18 protein-coding genes and 2 tRNA genes are annotated in these 21,445 nt (G+C 57.2%); 18 read left to right on the top strand and 2 right to left on the bottom strand.

Features of this window, described 5'->3' with window-relative positions:
* Positions 1-46 precede the first annotated feature (46 nt).
* Positions 47-1,720 carry a DNA repair protein RecN gene (gene recN, locus H8B20_RS23805; protein ID WP_042557579.1) on the bottom strand — a complete coding sequence of 558 codons (1,674 nt, stop codon included), beginning with the start codon at positions 1,718-1,720 and terminating at the stop codon, positions 47-49.
* A 241-nt stretch (positions 1,721-1,961) separates the two neighbouring features.
* Here recN and grpE point away from each other — a divergent pair, with 241 nt between their 5' ends.
* From grpE to H8B20_RS23765, 8 genes are all read left to right on the top strand, one after another.
* Positions 1,962-2,528 (top strand): nucleotide exchange factor GrpE, encoded by a 567-nt coding sequence (grpE, locus tag H8B20_RS23800; RefSeq protein WP_042557580.1) that lies wholly within the window; start codon positions 1,962-1,964, stop codon positions 2,526-2,528.
* 102 nt (positions 2,529-2,630) lie between these two features.
* Positions 2,631-4,547, top strand: coding sequence for a molecular chaperone DnaK (dnaK, locus tag H8B20_RS23795; RefSeq protein WP_210624795.1), 1,917 nt, complete (start codon positions 2,631-2,633; stop codon positions 4,545-4,547).
* Positions 4,548-4,843: 296 nt separating this feature from the next.
* A complete protein-coding gene (gene dnaJ, locus H8B20_RS23790) occupies positions 4,844-5,968 on the top strand; it encodes a molecular chaperone DnaJ (RefSeq protein ID WP_210624794.1) in 1,125 nt (374 codons plus the stop codon).
* Positions 5,969-5,977: 9 nt separating this feature from the next.
* Complete coding sequence (dapB, locus tag H8B20_RS23785; protein WP_210624793.1) at positions 5,978-6,784, top strand: 4-hydroxy-tetrahydrodipicolinate reductase; 807 nt, start codon at positions 5,978-5,980, stop codon at positions 6,782-6,784.
* 257 nt (positions 6,785-7,041) lie between these two features.
* Positions 7,042-8,178, top strand: coding sequence for a glutamine-hydrolyzing carbamoyl-phosphate synthase small subunit (gene carA, locus H8B20_RS23780; protein WP_210624792.1), 1,137 nt, complete (start codon positions 7,042-7,044; stop codon positions 8,176-8,178).
* A 126-nt stretch (positions 8,179-8,304) separates the two neighbouring features.
* Positions 8,305-11,526 (top strand): carbamoyl-phosphate synthase large subunit, encoded by a 3,222-nt coding sequence (gene carB, locus H8B20_RS23775; RefSeq protein WP_042557585.1) that lies wholly within the window; start codon positions 8,305-8,307, stop codon positions 11,524-11,526.
* A gap of 2 nt (positions 11,527-11,528) precedes the next feature.
* The gene (greA, locus tag H8B20_RS23770) at positions 11,529-12,005 is read left to right on the top strand and encodes a transcription elongation factor GreA (protein WP_042561951.1); all 477 of its coding nucleotides are present in this window, start codon (positions 11,529-11,531) and stop codon (positions 12,003-12,005) included.
* A gap of 28 nt (positions 12,006-12,033) precedes the next feature.
* A complete protein-coding gene (locus tag H8B20_RS23765; protein ID WP_042561952.1) occupies positions 12,034-12,438 on the top strand; it encodes a hypothetical protein in 405 nt (134 codons plus the stop codon).
* Between the two features lie 9 nt (positions 12,439-12,447).
* Here H8B20_RS23765 and H8B20_RS23760 read toward each other — a convergent pair whose 3' ends face one another.
* A complete protein-coding gene (locus H8B20_RS23760; RefSeq protein WP_042557586.1) occupies positions 12,448-12,756 on the bottom strand; it encodes a YhbY family RNA-binding protein in 309 nt (102 codons plus the stop codon).
* A 101-nt stretch (positions 12,757-12,857) separates the two neighbouring features.
* Between H8B20_RS23760 and rlmE the strand changes: the two genes are divergently transcribed.
* The 10 genes from rlmE (at position 12,858) to nusA (ending at position 21,430) form a co-directional block, all read left to right on the top strand.
* Positions 12,858-13,487: a 23S rRNA (uridine(2552)-2'-O)-methyltransferase RlmE gene (gene rlmE / locus H8B20_RS23755; RefSeq protein WP_042557587.1), complete on the top strand. Its 630-nt coding sequence runs from the start codon at positions 12,858-12,860 to the stop codon at positions 13,485-13,487.
* Between the two features lie 203 nt (positions 13,488-13,690).
* On the top strand, positions 13,691-15,598 hold the full coding sequence (gene ftsH / locus H8B20_RS23750) for an ATP-dependent zinc metalloprotease FtsH (RefSeq protein WP_042557588.1): 1,908 nt from the start codon (positions 13,691-13,693) through the stop codon (positions 15,596-15,598).
* 8 nt (positions 15,599-15,606) lie between these two features.
* Complete coding sequence (gene folP / locus H8B20_RS23745) at positions 15,607-16,458, top strand: dihydropteroate synthase (RefSeq protein ID WP_210624791.1); 852 nt, start codon at positions 15,607-15,609, stop codon at positions 16,456-16,458.
* 16 nt (positions 16,459-16,474) lie between these two features.
* Positions 16,475-17,812, top strand: coding sequence for a phosphoglucosamine mutase (gene glmM / locus H8B20_RS23740; protein WP_042557590.1), 1,338 nt, complete (start codon positions 16,475-16,477; stop codon positions 17,810-17,812).
* Positions 17,813-17,877: 65 nt separating this feature from the next.
* Positions 17,878-18,633, top strand: a complete 756-nt coding sequence (gene tpiA / locus H8B20_RS23735; RefSeq protein ID WP_210624790.1) for a triose-phosphate isomerase — start codon at positions 17,878-17,880, stop codon at positions 18,631-18,633.
* Positions 18,634-18,637: 4 nt separating this feature from the next.
* On the top strand, positions 18,638-19,024 hold the full coding sequence (gene secG, locus H8B20_RS23730; protein WP_042557592.1) for a preprotein translocase subunit SecG: 387 nt from the start codon (positions 18,638-18,640) through the stop codon (positions 19,022-19,024).
* Positions 19,025-19,045: 21 nt separating this feature from the next.
* Positions 19,046-19,131 (top strand) — tRNA-Leu (locus H8B20_RS23725).
* A 96-nt stretch (positions 19,132-19,227) separates the two neighbouring features.
* A tRNA-Met gene (locus tag H8B20_RS23720) sits at positions 19,228-19,304 on the top strand.
* Positions 19,305-19,442: 138 nt separating this feature from the next.
* Positions 19,443-19,901, top strand: coding sequence for a ribosome maturation factor RimP (gene rimP / locus H8B20_RS23715; RefSeq protein ID WP_042557593.1), 459 nt, complete (start codon positions 19,443-19,445; stop codon positions 19,899-19,901).
* 47 nt (positions 19,902-19,948) lie between these two features.
* Complete coding sequence (gene nusA, locus H8B20_RS23710) at positions 19,949-21,430, top strand: transcription termination factor NusA (protein WP_042557594.1); 1,482 nt, start codon at positions 19,949-19,951, stop codon at positions 21,428-21,430.
* The last annotated feature ends 15 nt before the right edge of the window (positions 21,431-21,445 follow it).

Below are 21,445 nucleotides of genomic sequence, written 5' to 3'. Positions count from 1 at the left end.
ACGAGCGAAGGCGACCCAAGGGTCGCCTTCGTGCTTTTTGCCATTGTTAAACTTTCGCGGTGACGACCATCTTCTTCGCGTGTGCCAAAGACTCTTTGGTCAGATCGATACCGCCCAGCATCCTTGCGACTTCTTCTATACGGTCGTTCTTGCTCAGCTTGGAGACGGCGGTGTGTGTTGCCTCTTCCCCGCGTACTTTGTGTACGAACAGATGCTGATGCCCCTGAGCTGCCACTTGCGGCAAGTGCGTGACGGTCAATACCTGACCGCGCTCACCGAGTCGGCGCAGTAACTGGCCGACAATTTCAGCCGTCGGGCCGCCAATGCCCACGTCGACTTCGTCGAACACCAGGGTTGGAACGCGAGAGGTCTGTGCGGTGATCACCTGGATTGCCAGGCTGATTCTTGATAGTTCACCGCCAGATGCTACTTTCGCCAGCGCCTTCAGCGGTTGGCCTGGGTTGGCGCTCACCAGCAATTCGACTTGTTCGAGGCCGTTAGGCAAGAGTTCGTCGCTGCTGTTGGCGCGCAGTTCGATGGTGAATCGACCGCCCGGCATGCCCAGCCGTTGAATCTCCTGTTCCACCGCACTGGCCAGGTTGTCAGCGGCCTGATGGCGCAAATCGCTCAGCTCCCGTGCCTTTTCCTGGTAGTGGCGGGCATAGGAGGCCAACTCTTCGCCCAATCGCTCAATGGATTCGTCATTGGCATTGAGCGTTTCGATTTCATCCAGCAGTTTTTGCTGCATTTCACTGACTTCGGTCGGCTGGATCCGATGCTTGCGCGCCAGCGTGTAAATGGCGTCGAGGCGCTCTTCCAGATATTGCAGGCGTGCCGGGTCGGCATCGAAGTTATCGAGGAAGCGATTAAGTTCACCGACAGCCTCTTCGACCTGAATCTGCGCGCTGGTCAACAAACTGCTGGCCTCGCCGAGGGCGCCAACGGAGTTGTTCACGCTCGACAGGCGATTAAGGCTGGCTGTCAACGCATTCAACACATTCCCGGAATCACTTTCGCTGCATTGTTCGACCACTTGTCGGCAAATGCCGAGCAGGGTTTCAGCATTGGTCAGGTTCTTGTGTTCCTGCTCCAGCTGTTCGAGTTCGTTATCGCCAAGCCCGAGGTTTTCGAGTTCTTCGAGTTGGTAGCTGAGCAGTTGATGACGAGCGCGCTGTTCGTCGCCGGAGTTGGAGAGACGCTCCAGCTCCTGGCGAGTCTGACGCCAGCGCTGCGCCGCCAGTTGTACCTGGCGGGCGAGGTCGGTCGCCCCTGCGTATTCGTCCAGCAGGCGACGATGGGTATCGGTTTTCAGAAGAGACTGGTGTTCGTGCTGGCTGTGGATATCGATCAGCAATTCGCCAAGGGACTTTAAATCGCCAAGCGGGCAGGGCGTACCGTTGATATAGCCACGAGAGCGTCCTTCCGAAGTGATGACGCGGCGCAGGATGCACGGCCCGTCGATGTCCAGATCGCGCTCGGCCAGCCAGGCGCTGGCTTCGGGGATATCGGCCAGGTCGAAGGTTGCCAGGATATCGGCCTTGTCGGCGCCCGGGCGGACTACGCCGCTGTCGGCACGATCGCCAAGGGTCAGGCCCAGGGCGTCAAGCATGATCGACTTGCCGGCGCCGGTTTCCCCTGTGATCACGCTCATCCCGCGATCAAGTTCAAGATCGAGATGTTCAACGATGGCGTAGTTATGTACGGACAGGTGCACCAGCATAAAGGCCGCTCCCAGGCTTTAGGTCTGGTTATTTATACAGTGTTTTGTTCGGGGCTGACAATGCCCTCACTTAGGTCGTTTCGCTTGAGCAATGCAAATGCTTAGCTCATCGAGGAATGAAAAAAAGCAGCACTTTTTTGTAGGGTTAATGCTTGAGCCCCTTGAAGACTGATTTTGCGGCCCCATATATCGGGGCAGAAGCGCGAGTCGAACTCGCGGACGATATTGAAAGGAGAATTCTATGGCTGACGAACAGACAGTAGATAAGCAAAACCCAGAAGCCAATCAGGCGCCCGAGGGTTCGGGTGACGACCTGGCGACCCGTGTACAAGTGCTCGAAGAGCAATTGGCCGCCGCGCAGGATCAGTCTCTGCGTGTTGCTGCCGATCTGCAGAACGTCCGTCGTCGTGCCGAGCAGGACGTGGAGAAGGCGCACAAGTTTGCGCTGGAAAAATTCGCCAGCGACCTGCTGCCGATCGTCGACAGCCTGGAGCGCGGCCTCGAGTTGTCGAACCCGGACGACGAAAGCATCCGTCCGATGCGCGAAGGTATCGAGCTGACCCTGAAAATGTTCCACGACACCCTCAAGCGTTATCAGCTTGAAGCGATCGATCCGCATGGCGAACCGTTCAACGCCGTTCAGCATCAGGCAATGGCCATGCAGGAAAGCGCAGACGTCGAGCCGAACAGTGTCCTGAAGGTGTTCCAGAAGGGCTATCAGCTCAACGGTCGCCTGCTGCGCCCGGCCATGGTCGTGGTCAGCAAGGCGCCGGCGCCAGTTTCGCCTTCTATTGATGAGCAGGCTTGAAATTAGCCGCAAGGCCCCCATTTAGAAGTCAAGCGTTTAAGTGCTACCGCAGTCAGCCACCACTGCTGCGGCATCCAAATCCAAAGTTTCGGGAGAGTTAACATGGGCAAAATTATCGGTATCGACCTGGGGACTACCAACTCCTGCGTCTCCGTGCTGGAAAACGGCAAAGCAAAAGTTATTGAAAACGCTGAAGGCGCGCGTACCACGCCGTCGATCATCGCTTACGCCAACGATGGCGAAATTCTGGTTGGTCAGTCTGCCAAGCGTCAGGCAGTCACCAATCCGCACAACACTCTGTACGCAGTAAAGCGTCTGATCGGTCGTCGTTTCGACGAAGAAGTTGTGCAGAAAGACATCCAGATGGTTCCTTACAAGATCGCCAAGGCTGACAACGGCGACGCTTGGGTTGAGGTGAACGGCCAGAAAATGGCACCGCCACAAATCTCGGCTGAAATCCTGAAAAAGATGAAAAAGACCGCCGAAGATTATCTCGGCGAAGAAGTCACCGAAGCAGTGATCACTGTTCCGGCCTACTTCAACGACAGCCAGCGTCAGGCAACCAAAGACGCCGGCCGCATCGCGGGTCTGGACGTTAAACGTATCATCAACGAACCAACCGCAGCTGCTCTGGCTTACGGTATGGACAAGGCCAAGGGCGATCACACCGTGATCGTTTACGACCTGGGTGGTGGTACTTTCGACGTCTCCGTAATCGAGATCGCTGAAGTTGACGGCGAGCACCAGTTCGAAGTGTTGGCCACCAACGGTGACACGTTCCTGGGCGGTGAAGACTTCGACATTCGTCTGATCGACTACCTCGTTGACGAATTCAAGAAAGAAAGCGGCATGAACCTTAAAGGTGACCCGCTGGCCATGCAGCGCCTGAAAGAAGCCGCTGAGAAAGCCAAGATCGAGTTGTCGTCCGCTCAGTCGACCGACGTCAACCTGCCGTACATCACTGCAGATGCCACCGGTCCTAAGCACTTGAACGTGAAAATTTCGCGTTCCAAGCTCGAAGCACTGGTTGAAGACCTGGTTCAGCGCACCATCGAACCTTGCCGCATCGCAATGAAAGACGCAGGTCTGGACGTTGGCGCGATCAACGACGTGATTCTGGTCGGTGGTCAGACCCGTATGCCGCTGGTACAGAAGCTGGTTACCGATTTCTTCGGTAAAGAAGCGCGTAAAGACGTTAACCCGGACGAAGCTGTTGCCATGGGTGCTGCCATCCAGGGCGCCGTTCTGGCTGGTGACGTGAAAGACGTTCTGCTGCTCGACGTCAGCCCGCTGACCCTGGGTATTGAAACCATGGGTGGCGTGATGACCGCGCTGATCGAGAAAAACACCACGATTCCTACCAAGAAATCGCAAGTGTTCTCGACTGCCGACGACAACCAGGGCGCCGTGACCATCCACGTCCTGCAAGGCGAGCGTAAGCAAGCCACGCAGAACAAGTCCTTGGGCAAGTTCGACCTGGCCGACATTCCACCTGCACCACGTGGCGTGCCGCAGATCGAAGTAACCTTCGACATCGACGCAAACGGCATCCTGCACGTTGGCGCGAAAGACAAGGCGACCGGCAAGACTCAGTCGATCGTGATCAAGGCCAACTCCGGCCTGTCCGACGAAGAAATCGAGCGCATGGTGCGTGACGCCGAGGCGAATGCCGAGGAAGACCGCAAGTTCGAAGAGCTGGCTGGCGCCCGTAACCAGGGTGATGCACTGGTTCACTCGACTCGCAAAATGATCGCTGACGCGGGTGACAAAGTTACCGCCGAAGAGAAGACCGCGATCGAAGCTGCCGTGGTTGCTCTGGAAGCCGCTGTGAAAGGCGACGACAAGGCTGCCATCGAAGCGAAAGTCGAAGAGCTGTCGAAAGTATCTGCTCCGGTTGCTCAGAAGATGTATGCCGAACAGGCTCAGCCTGCTGAAGGCGCAGCACCGCAGGACGGTAAAGCTGAAAAAGCCGACGATGTTGTCGATGCTGAGTTCGAAGAAGTTAAAGACCACAAGTAAGTTGTTGGTCGGCCGGTTGACTGCCTTCAGGCGGTGACTGGTAGGATGTCGCCGCGCGGGAGCTTGCTCCCGCGTTGGCGTATCTGGAATACGCGAATTTTTACAGCATGCGACAAGGTTCGCGTGTTGGTGGTATGGCCGGGAATGCTCCTGCTTTTCGCGCCGAAAGTACCGCATGAATCAAAGACCAGGATCGTTGAATTGACGTGAGTTGGGTCCGGGCCTGTATTGGGGCTCAACGAGTTTGGCCACCTCAGGAGGGGTTTGCCGAACGTCCTCAAGAGTGCGAAGAACTTATGGCAAAGCGTGATTATTACGAAGTGTTGGGTGTTGAGCGTGGCTCAACCGATGCGGACCTGAAAAAGGCCTATCGTCGTCTGGCGATGAAGCATCACCCGGACCGTAATCCCGATGACAAAGCATCGGAAGAACTGTTCAAAGAGGCCAACGAGGCCTACGAAGTGCTGTCCGATTCGAGCAAACGCGCGGCGTACGACCAATACGGTCATGCTGGGATTGATCCGAGCATGGGTGGCGGCGGTGCCGGTTTCGGCGGTCAGAACTTCTCTGACATCTTTGGCGATGTCTTCAGTGATTTCTTCGGCGGTGGTCGCGGCGGTTCTCGTGGCGGCGCCCAGCGTGGCAGCGATTTGCGCTACACCCTGGAGCTGAATCTGGAAGAAGCGGTGCGCGGCACCTCGGTGAATATCCGCGTGCCGACACTGGTCAATTGCAAGCCGTGCGATGGTTCGGGCGCCAAGAAAGGCTCGTCGCCTTCGACATGCCCGACGTGCGGCGGCATCGGTCAGGTGCGCATGCAGCAGGGTTTCTTTTCGGTTCAGCAGACCTGTCCGCGCTGCCATGGCCAAGGCAAGATCATTTCCGATCCGTGCGATTCCTGCCATGGCGACGGTCGTGTCGAAGAGTACAAAACCCTGTCGGTCAAAGTACCGGCCGGCGTTGATACTGGCGACCGCATCCGTCTGTCTGGTGAAGGCGAGGCGGGGACTCAGGGTGGCCCGACTGGCGACCTGTACGTGGTCATCAATGTCCGCGAACACGACATCTTCCAGCGTGACGGCAAGCATCTGTTCTGCGAAGTACCGATCAGCTTTGTCGATGCAGCGTTGGGTGGTGAGCTGGAGATTCCGACCCTCGACGGTCGCGTCAAACTGAAAATCCCCGAAGGCACGCAGACCGGCAAACAATTTCGCGTCCGCGGTAAAGGCGTGGCGCCAGTGCGTGGCGGTGGTGCGGGCGACCTGATGTGTCGTGTGGCCGTCGAGACCCCGGTCAATCTGAACCGTCGTCAGCGTGAATTGCTGGAAGAGTTCCGCAGCTCGTTGGCCGATGACAACAGTCATTCGCCGAAAACCACCGGTTGGTTCGACGGTGTAAAGCGCTTCTTCGGCGATTTGTAAGGAGTCGGCATGCGACGTATTGCAGTGATGGGCGCCGCCGGGCGCATGGGTAAGATTCTGGTCGAGGCCGTGCAGCAGCGCGCGCCGCTGACCGGGCTGACTGCTGCGATCGTTCGCCCTGGCAGCACGCTGATCGGCGTCGATGCTGGTGAGTTGGCATCGCTGGGGCGAATCGGCGTGCCGTTGTCTGGTCATGTCGAATCAGTAGCCGATGAGTTCGATGTGCTGATCGATTTCACGCTGCCTGAAGTCATGCTGAAAAACCTGGCCTTCTGTCGTAAGGCAGGCAAGGCCATGGTCATCGGCACGACCGGGCTGGATGCCGCGCAGAAACATCTGTTGGCCGAGGCGGGCAAGGATATTCCCATCGTGTTCGCTGCCAACTTCAGTGTTGGGGTCAATCTGTCGCTGAAGCTGCTTGATATGGCTGCGCGTGTGCTGGGTGATGATGCGGATATCGAAATCATCGAAGCGCATCACCGGCACAAGATCGATGCGCCGTCAGGTACGGCGTTGCGCATGGGCGAAGTGATTGCCAGCGCGCTGGATCGTGATCTGCAGAAGGTTGCGGTCTATGGGCGTGAAGGTCACACCGGTGTACGCGAGCGTGAAACCATTGGTTTTGCCACGGTGCGCGGTGGGGATGTGGTCGGTGATCACACGGTGCTGTTCGCCTGTGAAGGTGAGCGGCTCGAGATCACGCACAAGGCTTCCAGTCGGATGACGTTCGCCAAGGGAGCGGTACGCGCTGCGTTGTGGCTGGATGGTCGCACGCCGGGTCTTTACGACATGCAAGACGTGCTCGACCTGCATTAAGTGCTACAGAAACCGGGTTCAAACCACCTGTTTGAGCCCGGTTTTATCCGCCAAGCGACGCCCTGTCGCATTCTCTGCCCTTTCGGGCTCATTGGCGGTAGACCAAAAAAGCCTTTTTCTGTAAGCTACAGCTTTAGTGTGTCCACTAAAAGCGCGCAGAATAATTCAGTGAACAAGCGGGGTGACGTGTCCATACGTCATTCCGCTTTTTTACAACCTGCGATCGCCCTTTCATGCGTTATTTACGGGAGGTCTTCTTGACTAAGCCAGCCATACTTGCCCTTGCTGATGGCAGCATTTTTCGCGGCGAAGCCATTGGTGCCGACGGTCAAACCGTTGGTGAGGTGGTGTTCAACACCGCAATGACCGGCTATCAGGAAATCCTTACCGATCCTTCCTACGCCCAACAGATCGTTACCCTGACCTACCCGCACATTGGCAACACCGGCACCACGCCGGAAGATGCCGAGTCGGATCGCGTCTGGTCTGCCGGTCTGGTCATCCGCGACCTGCCGCTCGTGGCGAGCAACTGGCGTAACACGATGTCCCTGGACGATTACCTGAAAGCCAACAATGTTGTGGCAATCGCCGGTATCGACACCCGTCGCCTGACCCGCATCCTGCGGGAAAAAGGCGCCCAGAACGGCTGCATCATGGCTGGCGACAACATCTCCGAAGAAGCCGCCATTGCCGCAGCGCAAGGCTTCCCGGGTCTGAAGGGCATGGATCTGGCGAAAGTCGTCAGCACCAAGAAGCAATACGAATGGCGCTCGACAGTCTGGGATCTGAAAACCGACAGCCACGCGACCATCGAAGCCTCCGAGCTGCCATACCACGTGGTTGCCTACGACTACGGCGTCAAGGTCAACATCCTGCGCATGCTGGTCGAGCGCGGCTGCCGCGTCACCGTCGTGCCGGCGCAAACGCCTGCTGCCGACGTACTGGCGCTGAAACCGGATGGCGTGTTCCTGTCCAACGGCCCTGGTGACCCGGAGCCATGCGACTACGCCATCGAGGCGATCAAGGAAGTGCTGGAAACCGAAATCCCGGTATTCGGCATCTGCCTCGGTCACCAGCTGCTGGCTTTGGCCTCCGGCGCCAAGACCCTGAAAATGGGCCACGGCCACCACGGTGCCAACCACCCGGTACAGGATCTGGACACTGGCGTCGTGATGATCACCAGCCAGAACCACGGTTTTGCGGTAGACGAAGAAACCCTGCCAGCCAACGTTCGCGCGATCCACAAATCGCTGTTCGACGGCACCCTGCAAGGTATCGAGCGCACCGACAAGAGCGCGTTCAGCTTCCAGGGTCACCCTGAAGCGAGCCCGGGCCCGAACGATGTGGCGCCACTGTTCGACCGCTTCATCAACGAGATGGCCAAGCGACGCTAAGCGTTCGCCTTGAGACTGTAGAGAGAAGCCCCTCGAGGGTGGCCCCGCTACCGGCGGCCCCTTCGAGGCTTCAGAAATCGATCAAGACGGCTTGCCGACTGACCTGCGGATTTGAGTGACAAACCCATGCCAAAACGTACAGACATTAAAAGCATCCTGATTCTCGGCGCTGGCCCGATCGTTATCGGCCAGGCCTGCGAATTCGACTACTCCGGTGCCCAGGCTTGCAAAGCCCTGCGCGAAGAGGGTTACCGCGTCATCCTGGTGAACTCCAACCCTGCCACCATCATGACCGACCCGTCGATGGCCGACGCGACCTACATCGAACCGATCAAATGGCAGACCGTTGCCAAGATCATCGAGAAAGAGCGTCCAGACGCACTGCTGCCGACCATGGGCGGCCAGACCGCTCTGAACTGCGCCCTCGACCTGGAGCGCGAAGGCGTTCTGGAGAAGTTCGGTGTGGAAATGATCGGCGCCAACGCCGACACCATCGACAAGGCTGAAGACCGTTCGCGTTTCGACAAGGCGATGAAATCCATCGGCCTGGCTTGCCCGCGCTCCGGTATCGCCCACAGCATGGAAGAAGCCAACGCGGTTCTCGAAACCCTGGGCTTCCCGTGCATCATCCGTCCGTCGTTCACCATGGGTGGCACCGGCGGCGGTATTGCTTACAACCGTGAAGAGTTCGAAGAAATCTGCGCCCGTGGTCTGGACCTGTCGCCGACCAAAGAGCTGCTGATCGACGAGTCGCTGATCGGCTGGAAAGAATATGAAATGGAAGTTGTCCGCGACAAAAAGGACAACTGCATCATCGTCTGCTCGATCGAAAACTTCGACCCGATGGGCGTGCACACCGGTGACTCGATCACTGTTGCCCCGGCTCAGACCCTGACCGACAAGGAATACCAGATCCTGCGTAACGCCTCTCTGGCGGTACTGCGCGAGATCGGCGTCGAGACTGGCGGTTCCAACGTGCAGTTCGGTATCTGCCCGAACACTGGCCGTATGGTCGTGATCGAGATGAACCCGCGTGTATCGCGTTCCTCGGCTCTGGCCTCGAAAGCCACCGGTTTCCCGATCGCCAAAGTCGCCGCCAAACTGGCTGTGGGCTACACCCTCGACGAACTGTCGAACGACATCACCGGCGGCAAGACCCCGGCGTCCTTTGAGCCGTCGATCGACTACGTCGTCACCAAGCTGCCACGCTTCGCCTTCGAGAAATTCCCGAAAGCCGACGCACGCCTGACCACGCAAATGAAGTCGGTGGGTGAGGTTATGGCCATCGGCCGGACTTTCCAGGAATCCCTGCAGAAAGCTCTGCGTGGTCTGGAAGTGGGCGTTTGCGGCCTGGACGAGAAGCTCGACCTGAGCAACCCGGAAAGCATGAGCATCCTCAAGCGCGAACTGACCGTGCCAGGAGCCGAGCGCATCTGGTACGTGGCTGACGCGTTCCGCGCCGGCCTGTCGGTCGAAGACATCTTCGGCATGAACATGATCGACCCGTGGTTCCTGGTGCAGATCGAAGATCTGATCAAGGAAGAAGAGAAGGTCAAGACCCTCGGTCTGTCCTCGATCGACCGCGACCTGATGTTCAAGCTCAAGCGCAAAGGCTTCTCCGATCAGCGTCTGGCCAAGCTGCTGGGTGTTACCGAGAAGAACCTGCGGACTCATCGTCACAAGCTGGAAGTGTTCCCGGTCTACAAGCGCGTTGACACTTGCGCTGCCGAGTTCGCCACTGATACCGCCTATATGTATTCGACCTACGAGGAAGAATGCGAAGCAGCGCCGTCGGGTCGCGACAAGATCATCATCCTCGGTGGTGGTCCAAACCGTATCGGTCAGGGCATCGAGTTCGACTACTGCTGCGTACACGCCGCCCTCGCTCTGCGCGAAGACGGGTACGAGACCATCATGGTCAACTGCAACCCGGAAACCGTTTCCACTGACTACGACACTTCCGACCGTCTGTACTTCGAATCGGTAACCCTGGAAGACGTGTTGGAAATCTGCCGCGTCGAGAAGCCGAAAGGCGTCATCGTCCAGTACGGCGGCCAGACCCCGCTGAAACTGGCTCGCGCCCTGGAAGCCGCTGGCGTGCCGATCATCGGCACCAGCCCTGACGCCATCGACCGTGCCGAAGACCGTGAGCGCTTCCAGCAAATGGTTGAGCGCCTGAACCTGCGTCAGCCGCCAAATGCTACCGTGCGCAGCGAAGACGAAGCCATTCGCGCTGCGGCCAAGATCGGTTATCCGCTGGTGGTTCGCCCGTCCTACGTGTTGGGCGGCCGTGCGATGGAAATCGTCTACGAAGAAGAAGAGCTCAAGCGCTATCTGCGTGATGCAGTGAAAGTGTCCAACGACAGCCCGGTGCTGCTCGACCACTTCCTCAACTGCGCCATCGAGATGGACGTGGATGCGGTCTGCGACGGCAAAGACGTGGTCATCGGCGCGATCATGCAGCACATCGAACAGGCTGGCGTTCACTCCGGTGACTCCGCTTGCTCGCTGCCGCCGTACTCGCTGCCGGCGCACATCCAGGACGAAATGCGTGAACAGGTCAAGAAAATGGCCCTGGAGCTGGGCGTTGTCGGCCTGATGAACGTGCAATTGGCGCTGCAAGGCGAAGACATCTACGTCATCGAAGTCAACCCGCGCGCTTCCCGTACCGTGCCGTTCGTATCCAAGTGCATCGGCGTTTCCCTGGCCATGATCGCGGCTCGCGTGATGGCGGGTAAAACCCTGAAAGAAATCGGCTTCACCAAAGAAATCATCCCGAACTTCTACAGCGTGAAGGAAGCGGTGTTCCCATTCGCCAAATTCCCTGGCGTTGACCCGATCCTCGGCCCTGAAATGAAGTCGACCGGTGAAGTGATGGGCGTCGGCGACACCTTCGGTGAAGCATTCGCCAAAGCCCAGATGGGCGCGAGCGAAGTGCTGCCAACCGGTGGCACTGCATTCATCAGTGTGCGTGACGATGACAAACCACTGGTTGCAGGCGTGGCCCGTGATCTGATCAACTTGGGCTTCGAAGTGGTTGCCACTGCCGGTACTGCCAAGCTGATCGAAGCCGCAGGCCTGAAAGTGCGTCGTGTGAACAAGGTGACCGAGGGTCGTCCGCACGTGGTCGACATGATCAAGAATGACGAAGTCACGCTGATCATCAACACCACCGAAGGTCGCCAGTCGATCGCCGATTCCTACTCCATTCGTCGTAATGCCTTGCAGCACAAGATTTACTGCACCACCACCATTGCTGCTGGCGAAGCTATCTGTGAAGCGCTGAAATTCGGTCCGGAAAAGACCGTGCGTCGCTTGCAGGATCTACACGCAGGATTGAAGGCATGAGCATAACCAAGTACCCAATGACAGTTCAGGGCGCGAAAGCCCTGGAAGAAGAACACACTCACCTGACCAAGGTCGTCCGTCCGAAGCTCAGCCAGGACATCGGGACGGCTCGCGAGTTGGGTGACCTGAAAGAGAACGCGGAATACCATGCCGCCCGCGAACAGCAGGGCATGGTCGAGGCGCGGATTCGTGACATCGAAGGCCGGATTCAGAATCAGGTCATCATTGATGTCACGACCATTCCTCATACCGGCAAAGTGATCTTCGGTACCACCGTCGAAATCGCCAATGTCGAGACGGATGAAAGCGTCACTTACCACATCGTGGGTGAGGATGAGGCTGACTTCAAACTCGGCAAGATTTCGGTCGGTTCGCCTCTGGCCCGCGCCTTGATCGGCAAGGAAGAGGGCGATACGGTCGCCGTGAAAACGCCAGGCGGCGTTATCGAGTACGAGATTGTCGAAGTCCGTCACATTTGAAACCGGGCGCCCGCTGCATGCGGGCGCCATGCTTTGGCAGCTGACCCAGATGTTGTGGGTTGGCGGTCTCTGGCTGATTCATTTCGGTTTGCAGCCGGCGTTGGTCAAGATTGGTCTGGCGCCGCTGTTGATCGACGAAGTTGCCAGTGCATTTGAAGTGCTGGTGGTGGGTTTTTCCGCTGCATGCGTGATATTTCAGGCTTTGGTGCTTTTACAGGCCGAGGGTCTTGCCAGTCTATGGCGGGATTTTCGCGGGCAGGTGCTGTTGATGGCGTTGTACGCGTGTGCGATGTATGTCGCAGTGCGTGTTGGCTGGCCGGATGCGCAGCGCTGGCAGGTGTTCAGTTATCTGGTGCTGGGGTTTTCCGGGCTGGTGCTGGTGATGCAACCGGTACCGGGATGGAGTGGCAGGGTGCGCGAAGCACACCCTTGACCCTTGTCATCACTTGAAGCGATGAACGTTCGACAGCTGCTTGTTGACGCTGAAGTTCTTGCGGTAAAGCAGTGCCATCTTGCCGATGACCTGAACCAGATCCGCCTTGCCGACCTTGCACAGTTCTGCAATGGACGCCAGGCGCGACTCGCGATCGAGGATGTTGAGCTTGATTTTGATCAGCTCGTGATCCGCCAAAGCGCGTTCAAGTTCGGCTAACACACCTTCAGTCAAACCGTTGTCAGCCACAGTCAGAACTGGTTTCAGATGGTGGCCAATGGATTTGTACTGTTTCTTCTGCTCTGGAGTGAGCGGCATAATCTGACCCTTTCGTCTGGATTCTGTAAAATGGCGGCCATTTTACCCGAGGGTTCGTGGATCCGCCCAACTAATCACGACCCTTATCATCGAGGTGCCCAATGGCGCGTTCCAAGACAAGCCTTGGTTGGCTGAAAAGACATGTCAATGATCCCTATGTGAAGCAGGCACAGAAGGATGGCTACCGTTCGCGTGCGAGTTACAAACTTCTGGAGGTCCAGGAGAAATACAAGCTGATCCGTCCTGGCATGAGTGTTGTCGACCTGGGTGCGGCGCCTGGTGGCTGGTCTCAGGTCACTAGCCGACTGATCGGTGGTCAGGGGCGTCTGATCGCCTCGGACATCCTGGAGATGGACAGTATTCCTGACGTGACTTTCATTCAGGGGGACTTCACCGAGGATGCAGTGCTCGCGCGCATCCTTGAAGCCGTGGGTAATTCGCAGGTGGACCTTGTGATTTCCGATATGGCCCCCAATATGAGTGGTACGCCTGAAGTGGATATGCCCAAAGCCATGTTCCTTTGCGAGTTGGCTCTTGATTTGGCGGAGCGGATACTCAAGCCGGGTGGTAATTTTGTTATCAAGATCTTTCAGGGTGAAGGTTTCGATGTTTACCTGAAGGACGCTCGCAAGAAGTTCGACAAGATCCAGATGATCAAGCCGGACTCGTCACGGGGTAGCTCCAGAGAGCAATACATGCTGGCTTGGGGGTATCGCGGCCGCAGCGAGTAAAGTGACGTAATTCGACCAGGGCGATAGGTTTTTCGCATTTCGCTCCGGACGCATTAACGAATATTGTGTAGAAAGTGTTTCACAAAGGGTTACAGACGGCGCCTGCCAGAGTTGTAGGTAATGTAGTAAGTTAGGCCGGTGAATATCATGCGAAGCGCGCGCCAGTAGCGGAGCTTGCTTCAGAGGGTAGTTAATTGAACGATATGGCAAAGAATCTGATCCTGTGGTTGATCATCGCGGCTGTCTTGGTGACGGTGATGAACAACTTCTCCAGCCCTAACGAGCCGCAGACCCTCAACTATTCCGACTTCATCCAGCAGGTCAAGGATGGCAAGGTCGAGCGCGTAGCCGTTGATGGCTATGTGATTACCGGCAAACGCAGCGATGGCGACAGCTTCAAGACCATTCGTCCGGCTATTCAGGACAATGGCCTGATCGGCGATCTGGTCGACAACCACGTTGTGGTTGAAGGCAAGCAGCCTGAGCAGCAAAGCATCTGGACCCAGCTTCTGGTGGCCAGCTTCCCGATCCTGGTGATCATCGCGGTGTTCATGTTCTTCATGCGCCAGATGCAGGGCGGTGCCGGTGGCAAGGGCGGACCGATGAGCTTTGGCAAGAGCAAGGCGCGCCTGCTGTCCGAAGATCAGGTGAAAACCACTTTGGCTGACGTTGCCGGTTGCGATGAAGCCAAGGAAGAAGTTGGCGAATTGGTTGAGTTCCTCCGTGACCCGGGCAAGTTCCAGCGTCTGGGCGGTCGAATTCCTCGCGGTGTACTGATGGTCGGTCCTCCGGGTACCGGTAAAACCCTGCTGGCCAAGGCAATTGCCGGCGAGGCCAAGGTGCCGTTCTTCACCATTTCCGGTTCCGACTTTGTCGAGATGTTCGTTGGTGTCGGTGCGAGCCGCGTCCGTGACATGTTCGAGCAAGCCAAGAAGCACGCTCCTTGCATCATCTTCATTGATGAAATCGACGCCGTCGGTCGCCACCGTGGCGCCGGCATGGGCGGTGGTCACGATGAGCGTGAGCAGACTCTCAACCAGTTGCTGGTTGAGATGGACGGCTTTGAAATGAATGACGGCATCATCGTGATCGCTGCAACCAACCGTCCTGACGTACTCGACCCTGCGCTGCTGCGTCCGGGCCGTTTCGACCGTCAGGTTGTGGTCGGTCTGCCGGATATCCGTGGTCGCGAACAGATTCTCAAGGTTCACATGCGTAAAGTGCCAATGGGTGACGACGTCGCTCCAGGTGTTATCGCGCGTGGTACCCCGGGCTTCTCCGGTGCCGATCTGGCCAACCTGGTAAACGAAGCTTCGCTTTTCGCTGCTCGCAGCGGCAAGCGCATCGTAGAGATGAAGGAATTCGAGCTGGCCAAAGACAAGATCATGATGGGCGCTGAGCGCAAATCGATGGTCATGTCCGAAAAAGAAAAGCAGAACACCGCTTATCACGAAGCTGGCCACGCCATTGTTGGTCGCGTCGTGCCTGAGCATGATCCGGTCTACAAAGTTTCGATCATTCCGCGCGGTCGTGCACTGGGTGTGACGATGTTCCTGCCGGAAGAAGATCGCTATAGCCTGTCCAAGCGTGCGTTGATCAGTCAGATCTGCTCGCTGTACGGCGGCCGTATCGCTGAAGAAATGACCCTTGGCTTCGACGGTGTCACCACTGGTGCTTCCAACGACATCATGCGTGCAAGTCAGATTGCGCGAAACATGGTGACCAAGTGGGGCCTGTCGGAAAAACTTGGTCCGCTGATGTATGCCGAAGAAGAGGGAGAAGTGTTCCTCGGTCGCGGCGGTGGTGGCCAGGCTGCCAGCTTCTCTGGTGATACCGCCAAGCTGATCGACTCCGAAGTACGCAGCATCATTGATCAGTGCTACGGCACGGCCAAGCAGATCCTCACGGACAACCGTGACAAGCTCGATGCGATGGCTGATGCTTTGATGAAGTACGAGACAATCGACGCGGAACAGATCGACGACATCATGGCTGGCCGTACGCCTCGCGAGCCTCGCGATTGGTCGGGTGGTACCGGTACACCGCCGCCTCCAGTTGTCCAGGATGAGCGTCCGGAAACACCGATCGGCGGCCCGGCTGCTGACGTTTAAGGTTTGAAATGACTTCTGTTCAGTCCCTGACCCGGTTGCCTTGCGGCAACCGGGTTCTTGATTTGGCCCAGACGCATGTCATGGGCATTCTCAATGTCACTCCCGATTCCTTTTCCGATGGCGGCCGATATAACCAGCTCGACGAGGCCTTGCGTCACGCCGAAGCCATGGTTGCGGCTGGCGCGACGTTAATTGATGTTGGCGGCGAATCCACTCGCCCTGGCGCGCGCGCGGTGTCACCGCTGGAAGAGCTCGAGCGCGTGGCGCCTATTGTCGAGCTGATCAATCGCGAACTCGACGTGATCATCTCGGTCGATACGTCGACACCTGCCGTGATGCGCGAAACCGCGCGGCTGGGAGCAGGGTTGATCAATGATGTGCGATCGCTACGGCGTGATGGGGCACTGGATGCGGCAGCGGCAACCGGTTTGCCGGTCTGCCTGATGCATATGCTCGGAGAGCCGGGTGATATGCAGGATAATCCTCAATACGATGATGTCACTCGGGAAGTGAGCGAGTTTCTCGCCGAGCGCATGGCGCGATGTGCATTGGCAGGTATTCCGGCTGATCGAATCATCCTTGATCCCGGCTTTGGCTTCGCCAAAACCCTGCAGCACAATCTAAGCTTGTTCAAGCATATGGAAGCCCTGCATGCGCTGGGCCGCCCCTTGCTGGTGGGTGTTTCGCGCAAGAGCATGATCGGGCATGCATTGAATCGTCCTGTGGGCGAACGTTTGTATGGTGGTCTGGCTCTGGCTGCACTGGCGTCGTTCAAGGGTGCGCGTATATTGCGTGTCCATGATGTGGCGCAAACGATAGATGTCGTGCGAATGATCGCGGCCGTCGAATCAGCCGAATAAGAATGATGGAGCACTTATGAGCAAGAAATATTTTGGTACTGACGGCATTCGTGGTCGAGTCGGTGAATATCCGATTACTCCTGACTTCATGCTCAAGCTTGGCTGGGCTGCCGGCATGGCGTTCCGCAAGATGGGCACCTGCAAGGTGCTGGTCGGCAAAGACACTCGAATTTCCGGCTACATGTTCGAGTCGGCGCTCGAGGCTGGTCTGACATCGGCAGGTGCCGATGTCATGTTGCTCGGTCCAATGCCGACGCCCGCCATCGCTTACCTGGCGCGCACGTTCCAGGCTGAGGCCGGTATTGTGATCAGTGCTTCGCACAACCCGCATGATGATAACGGCATCAAATTCTTCTCCGGAAAAGGCACCAAGCTTCCGGACGAGCTGGAGTTGATGATCGAAGAGCTGCTCGACACCCCGATGACTGTGGTCGAGTCGAGCAAGATCGGCAAGGTGTCGCGGATCAACGATGCGTCAGGCCGTTACATTGAATTCTGCAAGAGCAGTGTGCCTACTGGTACCACTTTTTCCGGGCTGAAAATTGTCATCGACTGCGCCCACGGCGCCACCTATAAGGTTGCTCCAAGCGTTTTCCGTGAGCTTGGTGCAGACGTTGTCGTTCTATCGGCCCAACCCAATGGCCTGAATATCAATGACAACTGCGGTTCGACCCATATGGGTCAGCTGCAGGCGGCAGTATTGTCAGAGCACGCTGACCTGGGCATCGCCTTTGATGGTGATGGCGATCGAGTATTGATGGTCGATCACACCGGCGCCATCGTCGATGGCGACGAGTTGCTGTTCATCATTGCGCGTGATTTGCATGAGCGTGGAAAGCTGCAGGGCGGCGTAGTCGGCACCCTGATGAGTAACCTTGGACTGGAATTGGCGCTCGCCGATCTTTCGATTCCATTCATTCGTGCCAATGTCGGCGATCGCTATGTGATCGCTGAATTGCTGGAGCGTAATTGGCTGGTCGGTGGTGAAAACTCTGGACATGTCGTTTGCTTCAATCACACCACGACGGGCGACGCGATCATTGCGGCTCTGCAAGTGCTGATGGCGCTCAAAACGCGTAACGAAGGCCTGGCGCTAGCTCGCCAAGCGTTGCGCAAGTGTCCTCAGGTGCTGATCAATGTGCGTTTCGGCGGTGGCGAAAGCCCGCTGGAGCATCCGGCAGTCAAAGAAGCCAGTGCGCGCGTAACCCAGGCAATGGCGGGGCGTGGACGTGTGCTCCTGCGCAAGTCCGGCACAGAGCCTCTGGTGCGCGTGATGGTTGAAGGCGAGGACGAAACCCTTGTTCGCGGCTATGCCGAAGAACTGGCGAAACTGGTAACTGAAGTTTCTGCCTGATACGGCTTGCAAGCCATGATTGTGTTGGGTAACATCTGCGCCCACTTTGACCGACGAGGTACAGCATGCGTCGCCCTATGGTAGCTGGTAACTGGAAGATGCACGGTACCCGCGCCAGCGTCGCTGAGCTGATCAATGGCCTTCGTCATCTGGCCTTGCCAAGCGGTGTTGATGTCGCAGTATTCCCGCCTTGTTTGCATATCAATCAAGTGATTGATGGCTTGAAAGGCAAGTCGATTTCGGTCGGCGCGCAGAATTCTGCGGTGGAATCCATGCAAGGTGCGTTGACCGGTGAGATTGCACCGAGTCAGTTGGTGGATGCAGGTTGTTCCCTGGTGCTTGTCGGGCACTCCGAACGCCGTCAGATAATGGGCGAGCGAGACGGAATGCTGAATCGCAAGTTCGCAGCGGCACAGGCATGTGGCTTGATTCCGGTGTTGTGTATAGGGGAAACCCTTGAGCAGCGCGAAGCGGGTAAAACTCTTGAGGTTGTCGGGCGTCAGCTGGGCAGCATTATTGAGGAGCTGGGTGTAGGTGCTTTTGCCAAGGCGGTAATAGCTTACGAGCCGGTCTGGGCCATTGGTACCGGGCTGACCGCAACGCCGCAGCAGGCTCAGGATGTGCATAAAGCCATTCGTGAGCAGTTGGCGGCAGAGAATTCTGAAGTCACACGAGGTGTGCGGCTTCTATACGGCGGCAGCGTGAAGGCGGCCAATGCGGTCGAACTGTTCGGCATGCCGGATATCGATGGGGGGCTCATTGGTGGAGCTTCCCTGAATGCAGATGAGTTCGGTGCGATCTGTCGCGCCGCGGGAAACTGAAAAAATGCTGGAAACAGTCGTAGTCGTTTTTCATCTGCTGGGTGCATTGGGCGTAGTTGCTCTGGTTTTGCTGCAGCAGGGTAAGGGTGCGGACGCTGGCGCGTCTTTCGGAGCAGGTGCTTCAAATACTGTCTTCGGAAGCCAAGGTTCCTCTACCTTTCTTAGTAAGTTTACTGCTATACTTGCCGCCGGTTTCTTCATAACCAGCTTGGGGTTAGGTTACTTTGCTAAAGAGAAAGCTCATCAGCTGACTCAAGCAGGTTTGCCAGATCCAGCAGTGTTGGAAGTACCTAAGCAACAACAACCGGCTTCTGATGATGTCCCGGTGCTTCAAGAGCAAAAGTCGGCTTCTCCAGCGACTGACGTACCTCCAGCTCAAGAGCAAAAGTAAGAAGGGTTTCAATGTAGTTTTGCCGAGGTGGTGGAATTGGTAGACACGCAACCTTGAGGTGGTTGTGCCCATAGGGTGTAGGGGTTCGAGTCCCCTTCTCGGTACCAATTAGTCAGGATAGCCCGCTGTTGCGGGCTTTCTTGCAGGTGGAAGGTAGATTGACCCTATAAGGGATCAGTCGTATACTTCCGCCCCAGCTTTGTCGCGGGGTGGAGCAGTCTGGTAGCTCGTCGGGCTCATAACCCGAAGGTCGTCGGTTCAAATCCGGCCCCCGCAACCAGTTTAAAGAGCCCCTTTTAAGGGGCTTTTTGTTAGCTGGACACTTTCAACGCCGCTGTTCGACGGCGTTTCAAGGATGGGCGTTTCGCCCATTTTTTTATTCTGCATAGCATGCACATACATGCACTAGGGGGTTCAGGTGTCGAGCAAGCTAGAAGAGTTGCAGGCCTTGCTGGCCCCGGTGGTCGTGGCCCTAGGCTATGAATGCTGGGGTATTGAGTTTTCGGCTCAAGGTCGTCACTCGATGTTGCGCGTTTATATCGATAAAGAGGGCGGTGTGCTGGTGGACGATTGCGCCATTGTCAGCCGTCAGATCAGCGGTGTCCTGGATGTTGAAGATCCAATCACCGTTGAATACACCCTCGAAGTTTCCTCGCCTGGCATGGAGCGCCCACTGTTCACTATCGAGCAGTTCGCCCAGTTTGTCGGTGCACAAGTGAAGATCAAGCTGCGCTCGCCTTTTGAAGGTCGACGCAACTTTCAGGGCCTTCTGCGCGGTGTAGAAGAACAGGATGTCGTGGTGCAGGTAGATGACCATGAGTTTCTGTTGCCGATCGATATGATCGACAAGGCCAACATTATTCCCAGTTTTGACTGAGACGCGGATCCCGCGGATCCAATGGCTTGCGAAAGGCGAGGCGTACGATGAGCAAAGAAGTACTGCTGGTTGTTGAGTCGGTATCCAATGAAAAGGGCGTACCGGCAAGCGTAATTTTTGAAGCGCTGGAGCTGGCTCTGGCCACTGCTACCAAAAAGCGTTTTGAAGACGAAGTTGACCTGCGTGTGGAAATTAACCGCCACACCGGGGCATACGAAACTTTCCGTCGCTGGACGGTCGTCGAAGAGAATGATCTTGACGATCCGGCTATCGAAACCTGGCCGAGCAAGGTTGCCGAAACGCATCCTGGTGCCAACGTTGGCGACGTCGTTGAAGAAAAAATCGATTCCATCGAGTTCGGCCGCATTGCTGCACAGACTGCCAAGCAAGTCATTGTGCAGAAAGTGCGTGAAGCCGAGCGCGCTCAAGTGGTCGACGCCTATCGCGAACGCCTTGGAGAAATCATCTCCGGCACCGTGAAGAAAGTGACCCGCGACAACGTGATCGTTGATCTGGGCAACAACGCCGAGGCGTTGCTGGCTCGTGAAGACATCATTTCTCGCGAAACCTTCCGTGTCGGCGTGCGTCTGCGTGCGCTGCTCAAGGAAATCCGCACCGAGAACCGCGGCCCGCAGCTGATCCTGTCGCGTACCGCGCCGGAAATGCTGATCGAGCTGTTCCGCATCGAAGTGCCGGAAATTGCTGAAGGTCTGATCGAAGTAATGGCTGCGTCCCGTGACCCGGGTTCGCGTGCCAAGATCGCCGTCCGCTCCAAGGACAAACGCATCGACCCGCAAGGCGCTTGCATCGGTATGCGCGGTTCGCGCGTCCAGGCAGTGTCGGGTGAGTTGGGCGGTGAGCGTGTTGATATCGTCCTGTGGGACGACAACCCGGCTCAGTTCGTGATCAACGCCATGTCCCCGGCCGAGGTTGCGGCAATTATCGTTGACGAAGATGCCCATGCAATGGACATCGCCGTTGGCGCAGACAATCTGGCTCAGGCCATCGGTCGTGGTGGTCAGAACGTGCGTCTGGCAAGCCAGTTGACTGGCTGGACCCTGAACGTGATGACCGAATCGGACATCCAGGCTAAGCAGCAAGCAGAAACCGGCGACATCCTGCGCAACTTCATCGACGAGCTGGAAGTCGACGAAGACCTGGCGCAGGTGCTGGTAGATGAAGGCTTCACCAGCCTGGAAGAGATTGCCTACGTACCGTTGGAAGAAATGCTCAACATCGACGGCTTTGACGAAGATACCGTCAACGAGCTTCGCGCTCGTGCCAAGGATCGTTTGTTGACCAAAGCCATCGCTACTGAGGAAAAGCTGGCAGACGCCCATCCGGCCGAAGACCTGCTCTCGCTTGAGGGTATGGACAAGGATTTGGCGATGGAACTGGCGGTGCGCGGCGTAATTACCCGCGAAGACCTGGCCGAGCAGTCTATTGACGACCTGCTCGACATCGACGGCATTGACGATGATCGTGCCGGCAAGTTGATCATGGCCGCCCGAGCCCATTGGTTCGAGTAATTAGGCGCGGCCTGA

This window comes from Pseudomonas sp. P42 (genome assembly GCF_017973755.1).
GTDB lineage: Bacteria > Pseudomonadota > Gammaproteobacteria > Pseudomonadales > Pseudomonadaceae > Aquipseudomonas > Aquipseudomonas iridis.
This window is presented reverse-complemented; position numbering and strand designations above follow the sequence as displayed.

Bases quoted from the DNA above. Each gene is read 5' to 3' on its own strand.
- recN (WP_042557579.1), bottom strand. From the start codon at position 1,720: ATGCTGGTGCACCTGTCCGTACATAACTACGCCATCGTTGAACATCTC.
- grpE (WP_042557580.1), top strand. From the start codon at position 1,962: ATGGCTGACGAACAGACAGTAGATAAGCAAAACCCAGAAGCCAATCAG.
- dnaK (WP_210624795.1), top strand. From the start codon at position 2,631: ATGGGCAAAATTATCGGTATCGACCTGGGGACTACCAACTCCTGCGTC.
- dnaJ (WP_210624794.1), top strand. From the start codon at position 4,844: ATGGCAAAGCGTGATTATTACGAAGTGTTGGGTGTTGAGCGTGGCTCA.
- dapB (WP_210624793.1), top strand. From the start codon at position 5,978: ATGCGACGTATTGCAGTGATGGGCGCCGCCGGGCGCATGGGTAAGATT.
- carB (WP_042557585.1), top strand. From the start codon at position 8,305: ATGCCAAAACGTACAGACATTAAAAGCATCCTGATTCTCGGCGCTGGC.
- H8B20_RS23765 (WP_042561952.1), top strand. From the start codon at position 12,034: ATGCTTTGGCAGCTGACCCAGATGTTGTGGGTTGGCGGTCTCTGGCTG.
- H8B20_RS23760 (WP_042557586.1), bottom strand. From the start codon at position 12,756: ATGCCGCTCACTCCAGAGCAGAAGAAACAGTACAAATCCATTGGCCAC.
- rlmE (WP_042557587.1), top strand. From the start codon at position 12,858: ATGGCGCGTTCCAAGACAAGCCTTGGTTGGCTGAAAAGACATGTCAAT.
- ftsH (WP_042557588.1), top strand. From the start codon at position 13,691: ATGGCAAAGAATCTGATCCTGTGGTTGATCATCGCGGCTGTCTTGGTG.
- folP (WP_210624791.1), top strand. From the start codon at position 15,607: ATGACTTCTGTTCAGTCCCTGACCCGGTTGCCTTGCGGCAACCGGGTT.
- glmM (WP_042557590.1), top strand. From the start codon at position 16,475: ATGAGCAAGAAATATTTTGGTACTGACGGCATTCGTGGTCGAGTCGGT.
- tpiA (WP_210624790.1), top strand. From the start codon at position 17,878: ATGCGTCGCCCTATGGTAGCTGGTAACTGGAAGATGCACGGTACCCGC.
- secG (WP_042557592.1), top strand. From the start codon at position 18,638: ATGCTGGAAACAGTCGTAGTCGTTTTTCATCTGCTGGGTGCATTGGGC.
- nusA (WP_042557594.1), top strand. From the start codon at position 19,949: ATGAGCAAAGAAGTACTGCTGGTTGTTGAGTCGGTATCCAATGAAAAG.